The organism is Microcoleus sp. FACHB-SPT15 (assembly GCF_014849525.1).
Taxonomy (GTDB): Bacteria; Cyanobacteriota; Cyanobacteriia; order Cyanobacteriales; family Coleofasciculaceae; genus Symplocastrum; species Symplocastrum torsivum.
This window is the reverse complement of the sequence record NZ_JACJNU010000025.1, coordinates 41,774-59,992: the sequence shown is the minus strand read 5'-3', so window position 1 is coordinate 59,992 and position 18,219 is coordinate 41,774. Positions and strand designations below refer to the sequence as shown.

At 44.8% G+C, this 18,219-nt stretch carries 15 protein-coding genes and 1 pseudogene; 8 read left to right on the top strand and 8 right to left on the bottom strand.

Translation table 11 applies throughout. The annotated features are described in order from the left end of the window. The first annotated feature begins 566 nt into the window (after nucleotides 1–566). The 4 genes from H6F98_RS08040 to H6F98_RS08025 all read left to right on the top strand — a co-directional run bounded on the left by H6F98_RS08040 (nucleotide 567) and on the right by H6F98_RS08025 (nucleotide 7,058). Nucleotides 567–3,077, top strand: a complete 2,511-nt coding sequence (locus tag H6F98_RS08040) for a glycoside hydrolase family 31 protein (RefSeq protein ID WP_192218149.1) — start codon at nucleotides 567–569, stop codon at nucleotides 3,075–3,077. 67 nt (nucleotides 3,078–3,144) lie between these two features. Continuing rightward, complete coding sequence (locus tag H6F98_RS08035; protein WP_199348364.1) at nucleotides 3,145–4,623, top strand: hypothetical protein; 1,479 nt, start codon at nucleotides 3,145–3,147, stop codon at nucleotides 4,621–4,623. A 769-nt stretch (nucleotides 4,624–5,392) separates the two neighbouring features. Further along, complete coding sequence (locus tag H6F98_RS08030; RefSeq protein WP_192218148.1) at nucleotides 5,393–6,211, top strand: hypothetical protein; 819 nt, start codon at nucleotides 5,393–5,395, stop codon at nucleotides 6,209–6,211. A gap of 106 nt (nucleotides 6,212–6,317) precedes the next feature. Beyond that, a complete protein-coding gene (locus H6F98_RS08025; protein WP_192218147.1) occupies nucleotides 6,318–7,058 on the top strand; it encodes a histidine kinase in 741 nt (246 codons plus the stop codon). Nucleotides 7,059–7,452: 394 nt separating this feature from the next. Here the strand turns inward: H6F98_RS08025 and H6F98_RS08020 are convergent, their stop codons facing one another. Continuing rightward, nucleotides 7,453–8,040, bottom strand: a complete 588-nt coding sequence (locus tag H6F98_RS08020) for a hypothetical protein (protein ID WP_192218146.1) — start codon at nucleotides 8,038–8,040, stop codon at nucleotides 7,453–7,455. A 529-nt stretch (nucleotides 8,041–8,569) separates the two neighbouring features. Between H6F98_RS08020 and H6F98_RS08015 the strand changes: the two genes are divergently transcribed. The 4 genes from H6F98_RS08015 to H6F98_RS08000 all read left to right on the top strand — a co-directional run bounded on the left by H6F98_RS08015 (nucleotide 8,570) and on the right by H6F98_RS08000 (nucleotide 12,577). Beyond that, nucleotides 8,570–8,941: a hypothetical protein gene (locus H6F98_RS08015; RefSeq protein WP_192218145.1), complete on the top strand. Its 372-nt coding sequence runs from the start codon at nucleotides 8,570–8,572 to the stop codon at nucleotides 8,939–8,941. Between the two features lie 113 nt (nucleotides 8,942–9,054). Next, nucleotides 9,055–9,975, top strand: coding sequence for a metallophosphoesterase (locus H6F98_RS08010; protein WP_192218144.1), 921 nt, complete (start codon nucleotides 9,055–9,057; stop codon nucleotides 9,973–9,975). Nucleotides 9,976–10,200: 225 nt separating this feature from the next. After that, nucleotides 10,201–11,220 (top strand): mechanosensitive ion channel family protein, encoded by a 1,020-nt coding sequence (locus H6F98_RS08005; protein ID WP_192218143.1) that lies wholly within the window; start codon nucleotides 10,201–10,203, stop codon nucleotides 11,218–11,220. A 25-nt stretch (nucleotides 11,221–11,245) separates the two neighbouring features. Next, nucleotides 11,246–12,577, top strand: a complete 1,332-nt coding sequence (locus H6F98_RS08000; protein WP_192218142.1) for a DUF2254 domain-containing protein — start codon at nucleotides 11,246–11,248, stop codon at nucleotides 12,575–12,577. Between the two features lie 75 nt (nucleotides 12,578–12,652). Here the strand turns inward: H6F98_RS08000 and H6F98_RS07995 are convergent, their stop codons facing one another. The 7 genes and pseudogenes from H6F98_RS07995 to H6F98_RS07970 all read right to left on the bottom strand — a co-directional run bounded on the left by H6F98_RS07995 (nucleotide 12,653) and on the right by H6F98_RS07970 (nucleotide 18,214). Beyond that, the gene (locus tag H6F98_RS07995) at nucleotides 12,653–13,636 is read right to left on the bottom strand and encodes a TIGR00341 family protein (protein ID WP_192218141.1); all 984 of its coding nucleotides are present in this window, start codon (nucleotides 13,634–13,636) and stop codon (nucleotides 12,653–12,655) included. Nucleotides 13,637–13,741: 105 nt separating this feature from the next. Then, nucleotides 13,742–13,999 carry a DUF5985 family protein gene (locus H6F98_RS07990; RefSeq protein ID WP_192218140.1) on the bottom strand — a complete coding sequence of 86 codons (258 nt, stop codon included), beginning with the start codon at nucleotides 13,997–13,999 and terminating at the stop codon, nucleotides 13,742–13,744. Nucleotides 14,000–14,047: 48 nt separating this feature from the next. Next, nucleotides 14,048–14,305 (bottom strand): DUF5985 family protein, encoded by a 258-nt coding sequence (locus H6F98_RS33430; protein ID WP_242058437.1) that lies wholly within the window; start codon nucleotides 14,303–14,305, stop codon nucleotides 14,048–14,050. A gap of 1 nt (nucleotide 14,306) precedes the next feature. Beyond that, nucleotides 14,307–14,699 (bottom strand): hypothetical protein, encoded by a 393-nt coding sequence (locus H6F98_RS07985; protein ID WP_192218139.1) that lies wholly within the window; start codon nucleotides 14,697–14,699, stop codon nucleotides 14,307–14,309. Between the two features lie 211 nt (nucleotides 14,700–14,910). Then, nucleotides 14,911–15,665 (bottom strand): annotated as a pseudogene (locus H6F98_RS07980) (transposase). Between the two features lie 357 nt (nucleotides 15,666–16,022). Further along, the gene (locus tag H6F98_RS07975; RefSeq protein ID WP_192218138.1) at nucleotides 16,023–17,054 is read right to left on the bottom strand and encodes a TIGR00341 family protein; all 1,032 of its coding nucleotides are present in this window, start codon (nucleotides 17,052–17,054) and stop codon (nucleotides 16,023–16,025) included. 38 nt (nucleotides 17,055–17,092) lie between these two features. Further along, nucleotides 17,093–18,214, bottom strand: a complete 1,122-nt coding sequence (locus H6F98_RS07970; protein ID WP_242058436.1) for a mechanosensitive ion channel family protein — start codon at nucleotides 18,212–18,214, stop codon at nucleotides 17,093–17,095. Nucleotides 18,215–18,219 lie beyond the last annotated feature (5 nt).

Sequence of the window (18,219 nt, the reverse complement as noted above, 5' to 3'; positions counted from 1 at the left end):
TGCTTCTTGAGGATGTGATTCGATTCTTTCCAAAGGACTTGTCATTACTAGATGCACGGAATTCTTAATTATTCTTTCATCATCCCACAGCTTTTCTATTAAGGATAGGTCTATTATATTTTCATCCTTTGTTGTGAGCGCAGCTCATGGTGTCTCTTGCAAAAATAGCATCGGACGGGCAAGATGCCCATCCCACAAAAATCATTAATATCCTTGCGGATTATTACACTTACAACAAGGTTAACTATTACTTCTAAGAAACTCTACAAATTAGCTGTTTAAATCTAAGTCTAAACGAGGTTATCAATCCTCTATATCTATGTTTATAGAAGATTAATTAATAAGCCCTCCTGTTTAGTGAAACTATATTCTTGTAATAAATTATTTGTAAACTCAGATCTAAAGCTTGATTTATATTAAATATTTGCGAATATTTAGATGTAACTATCCAGCCCAATTGCACAACTACTATAGATAAGGCAGTTAAACTGGCGTGATTCGTTGGCAAAACGTTATCCAAACTTGTTGTACCAAGTACAAATTGCTTCGTAACTCACGAAGGTAATATGAATTTTACCAAGCAGCTCGCACTAAAATTAAAGTTTTTTTTCGGGTCGCTCTTCTACCTAAAGTACGCCCCACGCTCATTTCTCTACTCGCTCAAGCGCGATCGCCTCGAACGCCAATTTGCCCCTGCACCCCCTTGTGAAGAGTTCAACAAACCCGGAAAACTCATAAAGGCAGAACCGACGCAACGAGGTGCTTACTTCTACTTTGAGCAAGCAGAACTGGAAGTCTCTTTTCTCACCTCCGATTTAGTTCGGGTTGACTGGTTCCCTGGTATCCCGCCAATTCCTTATGCCATTGCTCGCTCCGATTGGTCAGAGGTAGAGACAACGTTAGATAAGACGGACGATAGCTGGACGGTATCGACGACTTCAGCTAACCCCGTCCCAAACGCCCTTAAAGTCATTGTCAGTGTTGATGGCAGTCTCAAATTCTGCGACTTTTCTGGACAAACGCTGCGGGAAGAACTGCCGCCACAGCGACAGGGTGAGAGGTGGATTCATCAAGCGCGACTGCGAAACGAAGAAAATATCTACGGATTGGGAGAACGGGCAGCACCTTTAAACCTGCGTACTGCCAAGGAGACGACGAAGAAAGGAGAAGTTAGCGATCGCGCTAAAAGCTTCCGAATGTGGAACTTCGATGCGGCGGGTATGTATGGTCCAGGTTCCGACCCGATGTACATCTGCATTCCTCTGTATCTGGGGCTTCATTCCTCTGGGAGTTACCTAATTTTTTATGAAAACTCCTTTCAATCCACGTTTACCTTTGAGGATGTAGCAACAGCCGACTTCGAGGCTGGAGCGTTGCGTTACTACGTGATTTCTGGCTCACCCGCGCAACTCTTGGAGCGCTATACGGAATTAACGGGGCGTTCTTCGCTTCCTCCCCGTTGGGCATTGGGCTATCATCAGTCTCACTGGGGATACCGTACCGAACAGGCAGTCCGAGAAGAAGCGAAGGGATTTAAGGAGCATAATCTGCCGTTGAGTGCGATTCACCTCGATATTGATTGTCAGGTGGGAAATCGAGCCTTCAGCATTGACCCGGATCGCTTCCCCAACCTCGCAAGTTTTACGCAGGAACTTGCCGCGTATGGAGTGCGGTTTATCGCGATTAATAATCCTGGCATCAAGTACAGCCGCGCCAGCAACCTATTTCTGGAAGGTCAGGTGCTAGATGCATTTTGCAAACTTCCCGATGGAAAGCTTATGGTTGCACCTGTTTGGCCCGGTTGGTGCGTCTTTCCAGATTTTACTAAACCGTTGGTTCGCAAGTGGTGGAGTCGGCAGTATGAATATCTACTGGATGTAGGTGTCGGGGGATTCTGGCACGATATGAACGAGCCTGCCGCGTTTATCCTCTGGGGCGATCGCACCCTTCCAAAAGTGACACGCCATTGCTTCGAGGGCAGAGGTGGCGACCATCGTGAGGCTCATAATATTTACGGGTTGCTGCAAGCTCAGGCGGGTTACACAAGTCTATGCCAATATCGCCCCCAAGCTAGACCCTTCATTGTCTCCCGTGCTGGTTGGGCAGGACTCCAGCGCTATGCCTGGACTTGGACGGGTGATATTGAGTGTACTTGGGCAGCACTGCGCCTAACAATTTCCACAGTAGTAGGTTTGGGTCTTTCAGGCATTCCCTATAGTGGGCCTGATATCGGCGGGTTCCAGGGAAATCCCCCCGCTGAACTTTACCTGCGCTGGTTCCAGATGGCAACGTTTCTCACGTTCTACCGCACTCACTCCTCCAATAATGCTGGGCACCGCGCACCCTGGACGTATGGCGAACCGACCTTAAGCATTATTCGGCAATTTTTGCAACTTCGTTACCGACTGCTGCCTTACTTTTATACGTTGAGTTGGGAAGCTCAAGAGAAGGGTTATCCTCCAGTTCGTCCAGTTTTCTGGTCAGACAGCAATGATGCCAGACTCTGGGGTGTGGATGATGCATTCTTTTTGGGGGATGCCCTACTGGTTTGTCCAATTCTGGAGGAAGGAGCGCGATCGCGCAGCGTTATCCTTCCCAAGGGGCATTGGTATAACTTCTGGGATGGTACGGCTCATGAAGGAGGCAGGGAGATTACGCTTGAAGCACCTCTGGAGCAGATTCCACTTTTGGTAAGAGCGGGAAGTATTCTGCCAATGGAGGAACCAGAGCAATTGATTCTTCACCTCTACCCACCTGCTGAAGAAACCAGTGTTGGATACCTGTACAGCGATGCTGGAGACGGGTATGGAGAGTGGCGACTGGAGCAATTCCGGATGGTGCGATTGCGCGGAGCGCACCGCCCTGAAGGGCGATCGCAGGATGGTTTGGAGCTAATCTGGCAGCAACAGGGAGATTATGCTTTCCCTTACAAAAGTATCCAACTCCATCTCCACGGATTCAAGGTACAGCAAGTTTGGGTAGACGAGGAAGAGGTGACTTGTCAGGGGCAACAGTTGGAGTGCCAACCTTTTAGACAGGTTCGCTTTAAGGGAGAGTTTGCTGCCGTTACGCCTTGAGCATACGACAAGCAATGAAGGCTCCACCTCTACCTACTCGTCCAAGAAAGCAGTGAAGGATGATTACATGAAATTCCCCTCTCCTCATCCAAGAATTACTGAGCTACTAGTATCATTGGGGGTCAGACCCCACTACATCATCGGTCTTGATTCGGCGACAGCGGCACTGCGTGCGACGGCTAAATACCTTCATGGCAAAGATTTGCGATCGGGGGGCAATCTACCATGGCTTAGCGCTTCATTACTAGATGCCGCTAGCCATCTCCCCGATCGCTGGATTGAGACGTTCTCCACTTTCTCAGGATGGGCAGATGCATCATCGCCCAGAGTGCTAGACGAGATACGGGCGGAAACCATGTCTCGTTGGGTTGTCAAGCAATATCCCAAACGACGCTACCCTGCCGCTATGATTGGCTCTTCCAATGGTGCTGCTGTGCATCTGTGTGCAGCACTGGGCATCCCTTACTTGCCGCAAACCCTTCTCACTTGTGTGCGGCACTCCAGCGATTTGGATGACCCGAAACAGAAGTTGGAGTGGGCTAAAACAAAAGTCCAACGGTTGCTGACAAGGAATCCTGATCTTTCGGTGTACCAAATGCATGACCCGAACCAAGATCGATTGAAGGTTGGTCGCCTTGCTTACTTCCGGCTGAAGCGAACCCATCTGGGCAGCAGATTCAAGCAGTTTTTGAAGGAGAATTTAGAACCGGGTGGAACACTATTCCTAACTGAATGCCAATACACCTGGTTGTCTACCCATGCTGGTGAACGTCATCTCTTCCAGGTTGGTGGCAAAGGTGAGCTACCCCCTGAAGCTTATTTTCAGGACAGCCAGCAGATTGCCGACTTTCTAAGACGACGTGGATCTAAACACCGACAGTGGAACCCACCCGCCCCGGATGGCAGATATCCAGAGTCAGAGTGGGGCTTTGAGCCAGCCCTACGGAAGGATGTAGAGCAGTTTGCCCGTGAATATGGTTTGCGTGTTCGTCGGATTGTTTTCGATTTCCCACAGGACTTGAGTCCACTGGTTGCTGACCTATATCGTTGGTGGTATCAGCAACGTGGATTGCCTAGCGCTAGCGATCGCCTTTTTGTTGAGTCATTTACTTACCTCCAGCCTTGGTGGACATTGCGCCTTGGGCTAGTGCCATTTTGGGCTGTATTTAACGATCAAATGTCAGCACAGAAGCTCGACAACTATCTGGACACCGTCAAGCCCTACGATGAAATTTACGCTAACCTGTTCTCGAATGGTCTTGAATCACTAGGGATTGCCTCGATTGATCGCTGGCGGTCTATTCTCAATCGAGCACGCCAGTATGGTCAGTTTATTGGCGTGAACGAGCAGCAATACCCCAGAGACATCGCATCCTTTATCCGCCACTACACTGAGCTGAAGAAACTTGACGAGCGTTATCCGATGCCAGAACCGCTAAAGCTATACGAACTCGATAACTTTCTAGCACAAGCAGGCGTTAGCGAATTAGCGGGCGTGGAGCGTAGTCACTATCCGGTTCGCTGGATCGAACACCCAGTAGCATAGTTAACTTAATTGTCCGCAGCAAATATCTTTAAGGCTTTGAGATTATTCGCTATTGCTCAAAATAGCGTAATTTGTATAGCTTTAAAAACAACTCCTATCTCAAATGTGCTGTATATATTTGAATAAGCTCTATAGTTTAGCTGTTTAAATCTAAGACTAAGCAAAGTTTATTAAACATCTATAAGCATAGGTATAGATGCTTGATAAACTTCCTAAAATTCAGGATGTTCCTAACTATCAAAAATGGCTTAGAAGCTAAGTAGATGGACGAAATTAAACATAAGATTGACATGTCAGAAAAACCTGTGATTCAAGCCTGGTCAAGTTCTAAGGCAATGCTTATCCTACAGCTATGTTGAGTTTATTTATGTTTGTCTACTTACGTTAAACAACGAAAAGCAAAAGTTCGCTCGGCTACCCACTATCGAGGAAACACTTCAAAATTCTTGAAGCAAATACAAGTAGTTAGGGATGAAAAACCTCCTATTGATAGAGGTGACTGCTTTTATATTCAAATATGTTGGAAGGGAGTTTAACAGTAGCATGTACTGAACCATCAATGAGTTAGACTGTTTTACTGTTTGCCGCTTACAGATAATCACTAGTTTTTGTTGTGAATAGGTAGAAAGACGTAAACCTATTTATCTGTAAGTTTGTAAAAGCAACCTCAGTTTTTGCATTGCAGAGTTAAGTGATGTTTGCCTTAAATTACACATACACAAGATGCGTTTTTTATTTTCATTGATCAAGAGTTAGCAAAAGGAAAATCATGATTAAACAAAGTTACTCCAGCAGAGGCTGGACTAAAAGAACAGGAGCTTCTATAGGAGCGATCGCGCTGGGTCTAACCGCTTTGTTGCTTCCTGGTTGCAGTAATGATAAGGAGATTGCCGACGGAAGAACCAATACAACAGCTGAAGAAGTTGCAGAAGTTTCACCCGATCAGACCATCGGAAAAGAGGTGACGGTGAGAAGCCAAACGGCACAAGCAGTTGGAAACAGCGGCTTTCTCATGACACCGAAGGAGGGCGAACCCATTTTGGTTATTAATGCCACTGGTACTCCCTTCACGCTTCCTGGCACAGACATGCCCGTTCAAGCTACAGGTAAAGTTGCGTCATTTGTTGTTGCCGACATTGAGAAAGAATTTGGTCTGGCTTTAGAAGACGAACTGTATGTAGACTACGAACGCAAACCCGCCATCATTGCACAATCCCTAGCGCTTGCCCCTACTCCCGAAGGTTTATATGAAGCTCCTGCGGGCTATTTCGATAAACCCGTCGCTGTAGAGGGTGAGGTAAGAAAACTTGCAATTCCCAATACGTTCGCCCTATTTGAAGATGGTTGGGTTGATGATATCGGAGTGCTGGTTATTGGTGCCAATCGCGATTTTAAAGTTCCAGGTAATATCCAAGAAGGCGAAAAAGTCGTGGTGACTGGCGTAACGCGGAACGTTAACATACTGGCGCGGGAAGCTAAAGCTCTGGGTTGGAACGACGATCAGATCGCGGAGTTTGAGAAACGATACACCAATAGACCAGTTATTGTTGCCACAGAGGTCTATCCCTCCGCTGTAGATAACAAGTAGTTACTTCTTTAGGGCAAAACCTTTTTTCTTAAACTAAGTCGAGAAAAAAGAAAAGGACTTAGTAACACCATAAGTTGTTGAATTCACTCAAAGGAAAAGAAAAGAAATGATTAATGAAAGAGAAACATTTAATCGCGAAACAGATTCCTACAAACGCGCTGTAGGTGTTTTCAAAAGCCAGGACGATCTTGAACAGGCACTCGATGCTCTCAAGAAGTCAGCTTATGACATGAACAGAGTCTCCTTAATAGCACGGCATGTCGAGGATATCGAAGGAGCTAAGGAGATAACGGAGAAACACGGAAATGAAGCCAAGGAAGGAGCTGGTATAGGTGCTACAACTGGTACGGTTCTAGGCGGTATTGGTGGCTTCTTGGTAGGCGTCGGTTTATTAGCTATCCCTGGTGTTGGTCCAATACTTGCAGCAGGAGTAGAGATACCTGCTCTAGCCTCGACGTTGGCGGGTGCCGGAATTGGTGCTGCGGCTGGCGGTATTATTGGAGCCTTGGTTGGTATGGGTATTCCTGAAGAGAGAGCCAAGGTGTACAACGAGCGCATTAAGGCGGGCGACTATCTGTTGATGGTCAGTGGAAATGAAAATGACCTTGGTCGCGTTCAAACGATCATGCGCGAACACAATGTTGACGAATTTGGAATCTACGATGCTCCCGATCTTATAGAAGCTAGATCGCGTGAACGGGTGGCAACGCGCGAAGTTGTAGAAGCTAAGCCTGTTGAAAGGCGTGAACGGGTAGCCACTCAAAAAGTGGTTACTGACGCTGTGGATCTAGAAAATGATGGCGAAGCAGAGGTATTTATCGTTGACAAACGAGAAGAAATTCGATGATGTTTGTCAGCTATTTCAGCCATTGTAGTCCTGAGAATAGGTCAACACAGATATAGCTCAAGGCGAATGGCAGTCGCTCCCTAGACCCTCAATCCTGGGGGCGGACTGCCTAGCGATCGCCTTTTTGTTGCATCATTACCTTTATACCTTTGAGCCTTGGTGGACTTTTCACCTGGGCGTTGTCCTATTTTGTATTTTGGGCGTGTTTAACGGGGAGATTACGGGAATCTCTGCGTCAGCCCGGTCTCTGATAGCCCCGGTGCTAGGAACACGGTCCACAGCGATGTGAGAGCAAACGTTATCGCCTCAAGTGCTAACTCATTGCCGCCGATGAGGCGAGGCACAAATGCGATCGCAGCCAGTCCTCATCTCTGAGAACTGCTTACGTGCTAGCTCAATCCACCTCTTCAATTGCCTTAGCAGTAATGATGGGCTTGTCTTTAAATTCCGCTTCCACCCCAGGCTCCAGATCGAAACCGTACTCTTTCTCAACGTCAACTACAACGAGCTGGCGCACTATACCTGTTAGTTCTATGTTTTTACCCACGGCAACAGCAGGAGAGTTGTAATTCGTTACAACCAGCACTTCTTGACCGCCGAGAGATTCCTTATCTTGGACTACGAACGCTTCCGGACTAATGATTCTTATCACTTTTGTACTCACGGTTACACTTTCACCGATGAGATTGGCGTTTGGTGTCTCGGCAACTGCGCCTGTGGTTGCTCCAGCCACAGGAGTAGTTGTTTCAGGACTAGCTGTTTCAGGACTAACTGCTTCAGGACTAACTGTTTCAGCCGCAGGTTCAACGACTTCGCCAGTTCCTGGACTAACCGCTTGTTCTTGACTGTCACAGGCAGGAAGAACTATCAGTAAGAGCGCTAAGGCAGCGGCTCTTGGGCTATTCCACAACATTTGGGCGAAACCGCTACACTGATCGCCATCGTGACGGATAACCTGAGCGTTACTTGTTCTATTTTGCATTGAAAAAATCTCCTTTGCCGAGATGCACTAGATGAACACTTCTATCGCAATGCCACGAACCTATTTATTAGCTATTCCTCATGGGATGTACTCCCTCTGTTAATCAAGTAAGGATACAACTTTTCTATTCCCAGTCTGAATCTACTTCAAACTTAGCTGATAGTTTTGCAAAAACTATTATTTAAGTGAGATCTAAATTAAAGATATAGATGTTTATCAAACTGACTAAACAATAACCTCTTGAGGTATAACTCAATATCTAAATAAAAACCAAACCTACAATTATATCTTGCTTTTGCGAAAGAAATCCCATAATTTAATTATTTAATCTAGTATAGACACCCTAACAAACCTTATTTGACTGATTACTTGAGGAGTCAGTTAGGTAGCGATCGCACTTCTCCTTAATTCGCTAAAAAAACCTAAAGTTAGCTAATATAGCGTTTTCATATGTAACCCTGGACTGATGCAGATGATGAAGCCCTGTAGGAATCTTAAATAGACACGACTCTTTCCAAAGAAGCTAATTATGGATTATGAGGAAGTTCAAAAAAAGGGGAAAAAGGTAATGAATGATGTACTCCAGACCGCTCAAGAAAAAGGGAAGCAGGTAATTGATAAAGTGACTCACATCACTCAAGAAAATGCTTCAGAAATTACAGAAGAAGCGATTGTTATGGCTGTCGATCAAGCCATTGATGTGATGCAAATTGCTGGTCAGAGAGTTAGAGAAAGGGAGATACCTACTGAAAATGTATCATTGCAAGTTAGTGTAAAGATTCTTGGTTTGGTTGAACTAAAAATGTGGGCAGATGTACCCAAAGCAACAGAAGTAGAAGAGGTAATATCAAACGGTACTGGTAACTCTAAACTATCTATTTCTCAAGATGAAGCAAGATAAGCTATGGCGGAGCTTATTCAGAGTTTCAGAAGTTGTGCATTGTACTTAATGGAGTTGAGTTCAGCAGTAGTTGCTTGAACTTTTCTCTAAAAGTATCAGGAAGCTTATCAAAAATGAAGAAAATTAAATACACGTTGTTAGGTTTGTTAGGAATTTTTGGCTCAATTCTCTTTTGGGGTTTGCTCGAACCGTATTTAATCGATACAGAAGAGGAAGTTGCAGAAATCCCTAATCTTCCCACTGCTTGGGAAGGGCAACGAGTCGCAGTGATCGCTGATTGGCAAATAGGAATGTGGATGGGCAACACCAGTACCATCCGCCGCATTGTGGAACAACTAATCGAGGATCGTCCAGCACTGGTGCTAATTGCTGGTGACTTTATCTACGATCCAGGTGAAGACCCAAGCGAAGAGATTAACAAGGCTGTTGAAATTGTGCGATCGCTTCCCCTAGCAGGCATCCCCACTTATGCCGTCTTGGGCAATCATGACTATGCAATGAAAAAGAAGCAGGCACCGCCAAACGAACAGTTAGCTGCCAAATTGCATGAGGCGCTTGAAGCAGTGGATGTGCAAGTCCTTCAGAACGAGGCTGTTGTGATAGCACCGTCCGAGAATCGCAACCAAACGGCAGCAAACACAACGGACAACACACCCCTATACCTAGTAGGCATCGGCGCACATTGGCCTAATCACGATAAACCGAAAGTCGCGCTAGCCCCAGTACCAGAAGGCGCACCAAGGTTGGTGATGATGCACAATCCAAATTCCTTTGAAGCATTACCTCCTAACACTGCACCTTTAGCTGTGGCAGGACACACGCACGGTGGGCAATTTCGTCTACCCTTCACCCCAGAATGGTCTTGGATGACTTTTGTTAAGGAGGATGAGGTACACGCTGACGGTTGGATTAAAAGATATGGGCAGTCTGGGAATCGTCTTTATGTAAACCGAGGGATTGGTTTTAGCATCGTACCGATACGGCTCAATTGCCCGCCAGAGGTCACTGTATTCACACTTCGCTCCTCTGTCTAACTAATTGGGGAAGAAATACTTAGGACATTGGTTTAGAGTCGAACTTAGCCAGATTTTCTCAGTTGACTATTCAACTTGAGTGATTTCAAGAATTGGAGTGAAGTGTCGATTTACTTCTTCTAAAACCTGCACCTGTTTAGCTTGGAAAGCTTCACTACGACGAACAGACAGACTAACTTCTAATTGTTATTAATATTCACAACGTTTGATGGAAGTGGAGGAGTTATGAATCCCAAAGACTCAGTAACAACGGCATGGGGAAAAATACAGGCAATGATCGACAGCCTGATACTCATGCTGCCAAATATCTTGTTAGCGATAATCGTCTTCGCGCTCTTTTTTATTGCAGCAAGAGTGTTCAAGTCATCGGTCAGACGCCTTACCCGAAAACATCGGCAAGCTCGAAATCTCGGAATGGTACTTGGACGCTTGGCTCAAGGGATTATTATTTTAGTCGGTCTTTTTGTTGCGTTATCTATCGTCATCCCGACGTTCAAGGCTGGAGATTTGGTTCAACTGCTGGGCATCAGTGGTGTGGCAATTGGTTTTGCGTTCCGCGATATCCTCCAGAACTTTCTGGCTGGTATCCTGATTCTCTTAACTGAACCATTTAAGCTTGATGACCAAATCGCCTTCAAAAGTTTTGAGGGAACGGTGGAAGACATTCAGACACGCGCTACAACAATCAGGACATACGATGGTCGTCGCGTTGTCATCCCAAACGCTGAGCTTTTTACTAATTCAGTAACCGTTAATACCGCCTTTGAAAACCGTCGTCTGGAATACAATGTCGGCATCGGCTATGGAGACGATATTGACCGGGCGAAGGAGCTGATTTTGGAAGCGATCGCAAGTATAAAGGGAGTTTTGCACGATCCGCCCCCGGAAGCACTCGTAATGGAACTTGCTGAGAGTACTGTGGATATCCGCGCCCGTTGGTGGATCGCACCACCGCGACGTGCCGAAGCTCTCGACTCACGAGATATGGTTCTCACGGCAATCAAGAATAAGCTCACTGCCAACGGAATTGACCTACCCTTCCCGACGCAACAGATGCTCTTCCATGACCAAACGGAAGATACAGATGGCGATCGCTCCCGTCAACGAGAAGGATGGCCGGCGGGAAACAATCAAGTGCCAAAGCCACGCAGTATCAGTAGTTCACTCAGGAAACTTGCCGAAAAGCGGGCGCAAAAAGATGGGAATGGCAACCAAAGCGATAACCTTGACGGGATGCTAGGCTAGCGCCCCAAAAGGTAAAGGCTGACTAATGAAAAATATCAAGTTAAGCAAACTTTGGGACTCCCTCCACTCCAGCTACTGGTTCGTGCCGACACTGATGGCGGGTATAGCGATCGCTCTAGCGTTCACAACGCTATCCTTTGATCGAGCAGGCAAGTCGGGGCCGATTGAGAAGTTATCCTGGATCTACACGGGTGGCCCCGATGGTGCGCGTACAATGCTTTCTACCATTGCTGGTTCGATGATTACCGTTGCTGGTACTGCCTTCTCGATCACCATCGTTGCTCTCACCTTGGCATCCTCACAGTTCGGTCCGCGACTGATGCGTAACTTTATGCAGGACACGGGCAATCAGATTGTGCTTGGCACGTTCATCGCCACATTTATCTACTGCTTGCTCGTCCTGCGGACAGTCCGAGGGGATGACTACAATGTGTTTGTGCCGCAGATATCGGTTACGGTCGGCCTCTTGCTGGCGATCACGAGTATCGGCGTGCTAATCTACTTTATCCATCACGCCTCAACCTCGATTCAGGCAGCGCAAATCATCGGGGAGGTCGGCAGCGATTTGGACAAGGCGATTGATCGCCTCTTCCCCCAAAAGATTGGCTATGGTGGGTCGCAGAACAAACGGCGGTGGGTTGAGGAAATCCCCACTGGTTTCGACCAGGAAGCTTCTCCAATTCTGGCAATGAGCAGCGGTTATCTTCAGGCAATTGATGACGAGACGTTGATGAAAATTGCCAAGTCGAAAGACCTCCTGGTGCGTCTTAAACATCGCCCAGGCAAGTTCGTCGTGCAAGGAAGCGAACTGGTGAGGGTTTGGCCTGGGGAACGAGTGAACGAGAAGCTCACCCAGCAATTCAATGATGCTTTCATCTTGGGTAAAGAACGCACTGAGCAGCAGGATATAGAGTTTTGCATCAACGAACTTGTTGAAGTCGCGCTTCGTGCCATTTCCCCAGGCATTAACGATCCATTTACCGCTATCCGATGTATTGACCAGCTAAGTGCAGCACTGTGCCGCTTAGCCGAAAGAGATTTCCCCTCTCCCTACCGCTATGATGACGACAACAACCTGCGCGTGATTGCCGACTCGGTGACGTTTGCAAAGCTAACCGATGATGCCTTTAATCAAATTCGACAGTACAGCAAACCGGATGTAGCGGTAAGAATCCGAATGTTGGAAGCGATCGCAGTTATTGCAACACACACCCGCAATAAGAAAGATCGGGCGGCGCTTTTGCATCATGCCCAGGTGATCCAGGACAGTAGTCGTGAGGAGGTAGCTCAGGAGTGCGATCGCGCTTGCATTGAGGAGCAATATTTGGCGGCAGTGAAGGCGTTAGAGCAGCAATGAGTAAGGAAAAAGCTGTGATAACTACCAACTGACGAGCGCATCAAGTGACAACCATTAGGGACAATATCATTGTCATCATTTTTGAGATGGTGTTTCCGGTTCAAGTGAATCAGAGGCTCGCACTTCCTGAACTCGACTGGCACGAATGATAATAACAAAATGCTGTTTCATTTCTTTCTCAATAAATTCTTCTACCAATCGCACCTGTTTAGGGGTGATAGGTTTATTTGCCTCAACGCTTAAGTAAACTTCGGGGGGATCTTTCGTCCAATTTACTTTGGTTTTAACTAGCTGTACCTGTTGTCCAATAGTGACAGTGCGATTGACCAAATTTCTTCTCAGCGTGGCTTGTAGCTGAGATTGTTTCACCAACTGAAAAAAACTTACTCCCAAGGGCAAAAGCAAGATGGCAGTTAAACCTAAAATCCAACCTAAGGCATGGCTTATCCTGGCATATCCATAAATAATGAATACGAGCATACAAGCAAGGGTAATGCCTAAGAGGTTAGTCAGGTACAGTAAAAACGCTCCCCAGCTCAATTGCCAGATTCCCTGAGATAGGGATAAACCTACTACACAAATCGGTGGCATTAAAGCCACAGCGATCGCTGTCCCCGCCAGTGCATCATTAATTTTTGGTCGAACTTTGGCATAACCGCTAATACCCCCAGCCGTGACAGCAATTCCCAAGTCCACCAAATTCGGTTGAGTGCGCGAGAGAACTTCCGAACCAAACTCTGAAATCCCAACTAAATTCCCCAGCACTCCAGCCAAAAGAATAGATATCGCACTGCCAACTCCTATAGAGATTAGGCTTTGGCGCAACAAATCCACGTCTTCCTCCAAAGCGCTGAATGCCAGCGATCGCAACGGTAACATCAAGGGAGCAATAATCATTGCCCCAATAATCACTGCGGCGCTGTTGCTGATGAGTCCGAAACTGGCAATCAGACAAGAACTAACAATCAGAACTATATAGTTCTGACTGAGTTCAGCCTCGATTTTCAAAGACTCATACAGATTTTTCAGTTCTTCTTGAGAGGCTTTTGGTTTGAGCATAACAATCTCTACGGGCTAGTAACTAGTCCAGTTATTTTTTCACTGCACTAGATTACTCTCATTTGACTACCTCTTCTATCCAAAATACTACCTAAATTCTAGTGATTACCCCTTATGCAAGTTTTTATCTAAAATGCCGAACAAGATGATGAGAAAAGCCGATAAACGCAACAAGTAGAGGTCGGGAGTTGTTTCATTAGCATAGGGAGTAAAACCCAGTAAAGTTCTATTGATTGTCAACATAAAAAAGGCTAACGTAAAGCTGAGAAATAAACGGTCTTTTGTCTCTTTCCAGAAACGCAGGAAAAACAATCCCGCTATTGCACAACCCATAGCAACTGTTCCCATCAAAAAGCTCGTCATACTTCCCCATACTTTCCTATTTCAGTAGTTCCTTCCCGTAGGATCAGCTTACTTTGCCTCCCACACTAATCCATATAAAAGAAAAATTATACCAATTAAGGGTACTGAAGTTCGCCAAGGTGATAGAGCCACTGAAGGAATAACCACTTTGTCAATAAAAAGAATCATATTGTCTAATGTAAACATGGCAAAACATAGTCCGCTCCACAACAACAGCCGAGCTTTGCTTTTCCGATAGCCTCGTAGAAGTAGAACGCAACAAGTAAAAGCAATGACTGCACACAGAATATAAACAATCCATGCCATATTATTCTTCTTTCTCACTTTTCAACTTAAAAGCATCTGCAAATGATTGAATCGGATTCTTCGATAGAGAATAGATAAAATTGATCAGACTAACTGGATAGTGTCGATCAAGTTGAGCTAATTGCTCGACCATGCTCAGTAAATCTTCATTTCTCGGATTGTAGCTGTAAAAATGCTCTTTCTCTTGACGTTCGACTTCTAAGAATCCACGTTTATTGAAAAACCCTAGAGTATCTTTCACAATTGTATGGTGCAGATAAAGTTTTTTACCTAGGTTATAAACAGTCCACTTCTGGTTTTTGTTTTCATTAAGAAAAAGCAGAATTTTTAAATGGTCTACAGACTTAATATTTTGACGAATAAATTGTTGAATCTCTTCAGAAAAATTTTTCATGTCTCTTGTGGATAGACCAGCTCCAATCCAATAGTTAAGACTGGCTAAAGAATAGTTTTTAATTGCCTAACTATTAATTTGGTGGAATTCTTCTGATAACCTTTACAGAATGTTTAGCAAAACAAATCATCATACCTTCTAGTGGAATACAAATCTTTTCGATATAGCATCCTTCAAAAGGCTTAGGTTAAAAGTTCTGGTTCTTCAGTACTTAGTATGCTAAATCAACAATTAACTGCCAATTAAGTAAGCATCTAATTCGGTAATTTTCAAAGTTCCTAAACCCATAAGCAGAGCGTTTAATCAACTTGAGCTTATTGTTGATACCCTCAACAACGCCACTTGTAGTCCTGTTGTCAAAGTAAGCAATAATTTCATCCAGCCAACGGATAATAGTCTTCTGACTATCTGGAAAATACTTTTTCGCACTGGCTAGCCATATCCCCAATTTTAATAACCCCGTTAACCAATTATCACTCTGCTCAAAAACTTTGCGGATTTCCTCTTTCAACTTATGCATTATTTTGAGTTCAGGAGATACCTCTTTAACCTGGACAAGTTTATTTTCTTGCTCTTCACTCAGGTCTTTCTCGTTCTTTAGTAAGACATACTTACTAGAACTTCCTGTAGGATAAAGCCTGCTAGCCTTTTTGTGTAAGTCCTTCTTCTTCTGATAAAATCTAATTCTTCACTAAACGGCTTTCGACATTTTTCACATTTGAACTGTCTCCTGTTAATTTCTAAAAATACTGGCTTTTCTCCCCAAGGTAAATCTTTAACTAGATATCGATGATTTTGATGGACTCTCTGACTTTTTGTTTGACAACGAGGACAAACACTTTCTTTCCCGATTGGCTCAAGCTGTAAAATTATCCCAATCCCTTCAGGCTGATGCTGCGAAATTACTTTTATTCCCTCTAGATTCAGAAGCTCTGTTAGAAGTTTGATTCCTTTTTTGCTAAACATGACTATAAATGCATCCCGACAGCTCTTTCCTTCTGTCTACAGTCAATAATAAATTCGCCTCATGTGTCAATGCCAGTTAGGCTTCTCGTCGCTATTACTTTCACTTATTTTCTCTTTTATCCCTAATCTGCTACCTGTTTAGCATACTAAGTACTGAAGAACCAAAGTTCTTGTATTATGACATGATTATGTACCACAGGCAGAGCCAATGCGCTGACGCGATCGCTTACTATGCTGCTCTCAATTTTTAGTAAGTTTTTAGCTAGCTCACTTGCTACTGTCGTTGTTCCCTTGAACGCTCCGCTCAATCAGCACTCTCACGTTGAATTCTTGTGTGAGTAAGTGCCTCAAAGATTATCAGCTAAATCTGTAATTCCTCCACCACAGCCCAATCCCAAACATCAGTGCTGATAGCAGTACAAACCATATCCAAAAGGCAGTATGTCTTACCTTCTGAGCAAAATCGGCTTCCCACCATTTTCTTGGGCGAATCTTCTGTACTGAAAACGTAATCAATCCTGCTAAATTCAGGCAGATCAAGTTGGTTAGTAATAGCAACATTGACCCTACAGCTACTTGCCAATGACCTGAGCCAATCAACAGTCCGAATGTCACCAAAGGCGGGAGTAAAGCCACTGCTACCATAACTCCCACAATGGCGTTTGTTACTCCGGATGTAAGTGAGAGTGCGCCTGCCATGCCTGAGGCGAATGCCAGGATAAGGTCTGAGCCACTCACCCTTGTCCTAGAGGCAATTTCAGGAATCTCTGGGCTGACTGTGAAAAAATATCCAATTAAGACAGAAAAAGAAAAAGCAATAGAGATACCAACAGCACCAATTTTTACTGCCCGACGGGCAAGAGTTGTATCTCCAAGAGTAGTGGCAAGCGATAACGCCATATTCGGCCCCAGTAAAGGGGCTATGACCATAGAACCGATAATGATAGTTCCGTCATCCCGTAACAGACCAATGGCAGCAATAACCGTTGAGAGCAGAACCATCAAAAGATGAGTCCATGATAGGATTACCGTTGCAGAAATATCTTCATAAAGTTCATGACGGTTGATATGAGATACTTGAGTATCTAACTCCTGTTCTTGTGGTTGTTTTTTTTGTTCAACCCCTATCTCTGGAGGTAGTGAGGGTCGAGGGATAGATGCTTCTACAGAAAGCAGAATAAGGCGAAAGCCATCAACTTGAGAAAAGTGAGTTTCTAACCGATCAATTGCAGTTTCGGCTTCTTCCCCAGACAGCAGGATTTTAACGAGATTTTGATGGTTGCATAAGCGGGTCTGCCAAATCTCTATTAAGGAATAGTCTTGGAGTAATTCTGGTACTTTCTGGGCATCCTCATCAGGAAGGAATACTTCAATAAGACGTAAGTTCATAGATAATTGGTGCTATATTGCTTTTACAAACTTTCGTCCTAAATAGTGACGGGTGACTCCACATAAATCGTTGGATCTTGCATCGTAAATTGAATTCCCGATTTCATCAACTTTTTGGATATCTTCTCATTCGCTAATTCCAACAGGCGCTTTCTGAGCTGAATCGAGTTCTCGCTGGAGCCTAAAATAAAGAATGTGACTCTAGCACGAGTGGCTTGCTTTTTCTCAGGGTTCATCAGATCGATATTAGTACTTCCTGGGTCAATGCCAACTAAGGAATTAGTACTCTCTGTAATCACTTGTTGAACCAAAGCTTGTTCACGCTCTTTCAGTAACTGAGGAAAATCCAGGTATAGCAAAACCATTACCTTCTTTCCCCTAGTTATATTTTCAATTTCCAGATTCGCCAGTATGGAATTAGGGACAATAAACAGTGTACTTTTAGCAACAGTGCGAATCTTGGTAGAGCGCAAGCCAATAGATTCGACGCGACCAAATAGACCTTCGGGTATTTGTTGAGATTTCTGTAAACGAATATATTCACCAGGAACAAAAGGGCGGTCTAAGTACAGCACGATGGTACCGAGAAGCTGTTCTAATGTCTTTTGGGCTGCAAATGCGATCGCTAACCCACCAATCCCCAAGCCTGCCATTAAGCCAACTAGATCAAAGCGACCCTGAGCAAACGCTAAAACAGCGATAAACCCAATAATGACATTAACCAAAGTCTCAAGAACCAGCAGCAACTCCTCCACATCTCGTCCTAACTTACGGATTAACTCAATCCCGTACACACGGACAAATTGCCGAAATAAGCGTGAGGCTAACCAAGCAACACTGATCGTAACGGCTAAATCCATAAAGAAGCTGAGGAAGTTATAGATAGCCTCATACTCTTCAATGACTTTTAAAGATAAGGAAAGAAGGATTAAAGTCCCCGCAATAATAAATAATTTTCTGATTGGATCGATTAAACTTTCATAAATATTCGTTACCTGCTGTGGCGAAAATCTTAGGATGATGAATCTTACCAGTGTAGGTGTATATCGCCCTGCAATCAAAGACAAGAGGATGAAACCCAGAAAAGTTCCTATCCTGAGTAAGACTAACCTGATGTCTTCCCGCTGGATAAACTCTAGAATGATATCCGGATTCATCATGCTGT

What these genes read in the sequence shown, in the direction of transcription:
- H6F98_RS08000 (WP_192218142.1), top strand. Translation starts at nt 11,246, where the DNA reads ATGAAAAATATCAAGTTAAGCAAACTTTGGGACTCCCTCCACTCCAGC.
- H6F98_RS08025 (WP_192218147.1), top strand. Translation starts at nt 6,318, where the DNA reads ATGATTAATGAAAGAGAAACATTTAATCGCGAAACAGATTCCTACAAA.
- H6F98_RS07985 (WP_192218139.1), bottom strand. Translation starts at nt 14,699, where the DNA reads ATGAAAAATTTTTCTGAAGAGATTCAACAATTTATTCGTCAAAATATT.
- H6F98_RS08040 (WP_192218149.1), top strand. Translation starts at nt 567, where the DNA reads ATGAATTTTACCAAGCAGCTCGCACTAAAATTAAAGTTTTTTTTCGGG.
- H6F98_RS08030 (WP_192218148.1), top strand. Translation starts at nt 5,393, where the DNA reads ATGATTAAACAAAGTTACTCCAGCAGAGGCTGGACTAAAAGAACAGGA.
- H6F98_RS07995 (WP_192218141.1), bottom strand. Translation starts at nt 13,636, where the DNA reads ATGCTCAAACCAAAAGCCTCTCAAGAAGAACTGAAAAATCTGTATGAG.
- H6F98_RS08010 (WP_192218144.1), top strand. Translation starts at nt 9,055, where the DNA reads ATGAAGAAAATTAAATACACGTTGTTAGGTTTGTTAGGAATTTTTGGC.
- H6F98_RS08015 (WP_192218145.1), top strand. Translation starts at nt 8,570, where the DNA reads ATGGATTATGAGGAAGTTCAAAAAAAGGGGAAAAAGGTAATGAATGAT.
- H6F98_RS08005 (WP_192218143.1), top strand. Translation starts at nt 10,201, where the DNA reads ATGAATCCCAAAGACTCAGTAACAACGGCATGGGGAAAAATACAGGCA.
- H6F98_RS07970 (WP_242058436.1), bottom strand. Translation starts at nt 18,214, where the DNA reads ATGATGAATCCGGATATCATTCTAGAGTTTATCCAGCGGGAAGACATC.
- H6F98_RS33430 (WP_242058437.1), bottom strand. Translation starts at nt 14,305, where the DNA reads ATGGCATGGATTGTTTATATTCTGTGTGCAGTCATTGCTTTTACTTGT.
- H6F98_RS08035 (WP_199348364.1), top strand. Translation starts at nt 3,145, where the DNA reads ATGAAATTCCCCTCTCCTCATCCAAGAATTACTGAGCTACTAGTATCA.
- H6F98_RS07990 (WP_192218140.1), bottom strand. Translation starts at nt 13,999, where the DNA reads ATGACGAGCTTTTTGATGGGAACAGTTGCTATGGGTTGTGCAATAGCG.
- H6F98_RS08020 (WP_192218146.1), bottom strand. Translation starts at nt 8,040, where the DNA reads ATGCAAAATAGAACAAGTAACGCTCAGGTTATCCGTCACGATGGCGAT.
- H6F98_RS07975 (WP_192218138.1), bottom strand. Translation starts at nt 17,054, where the DNA reads ATGAACTTACGTCTTATTGAAGTATTCCTTCCTGATGAGGATGCCCAG.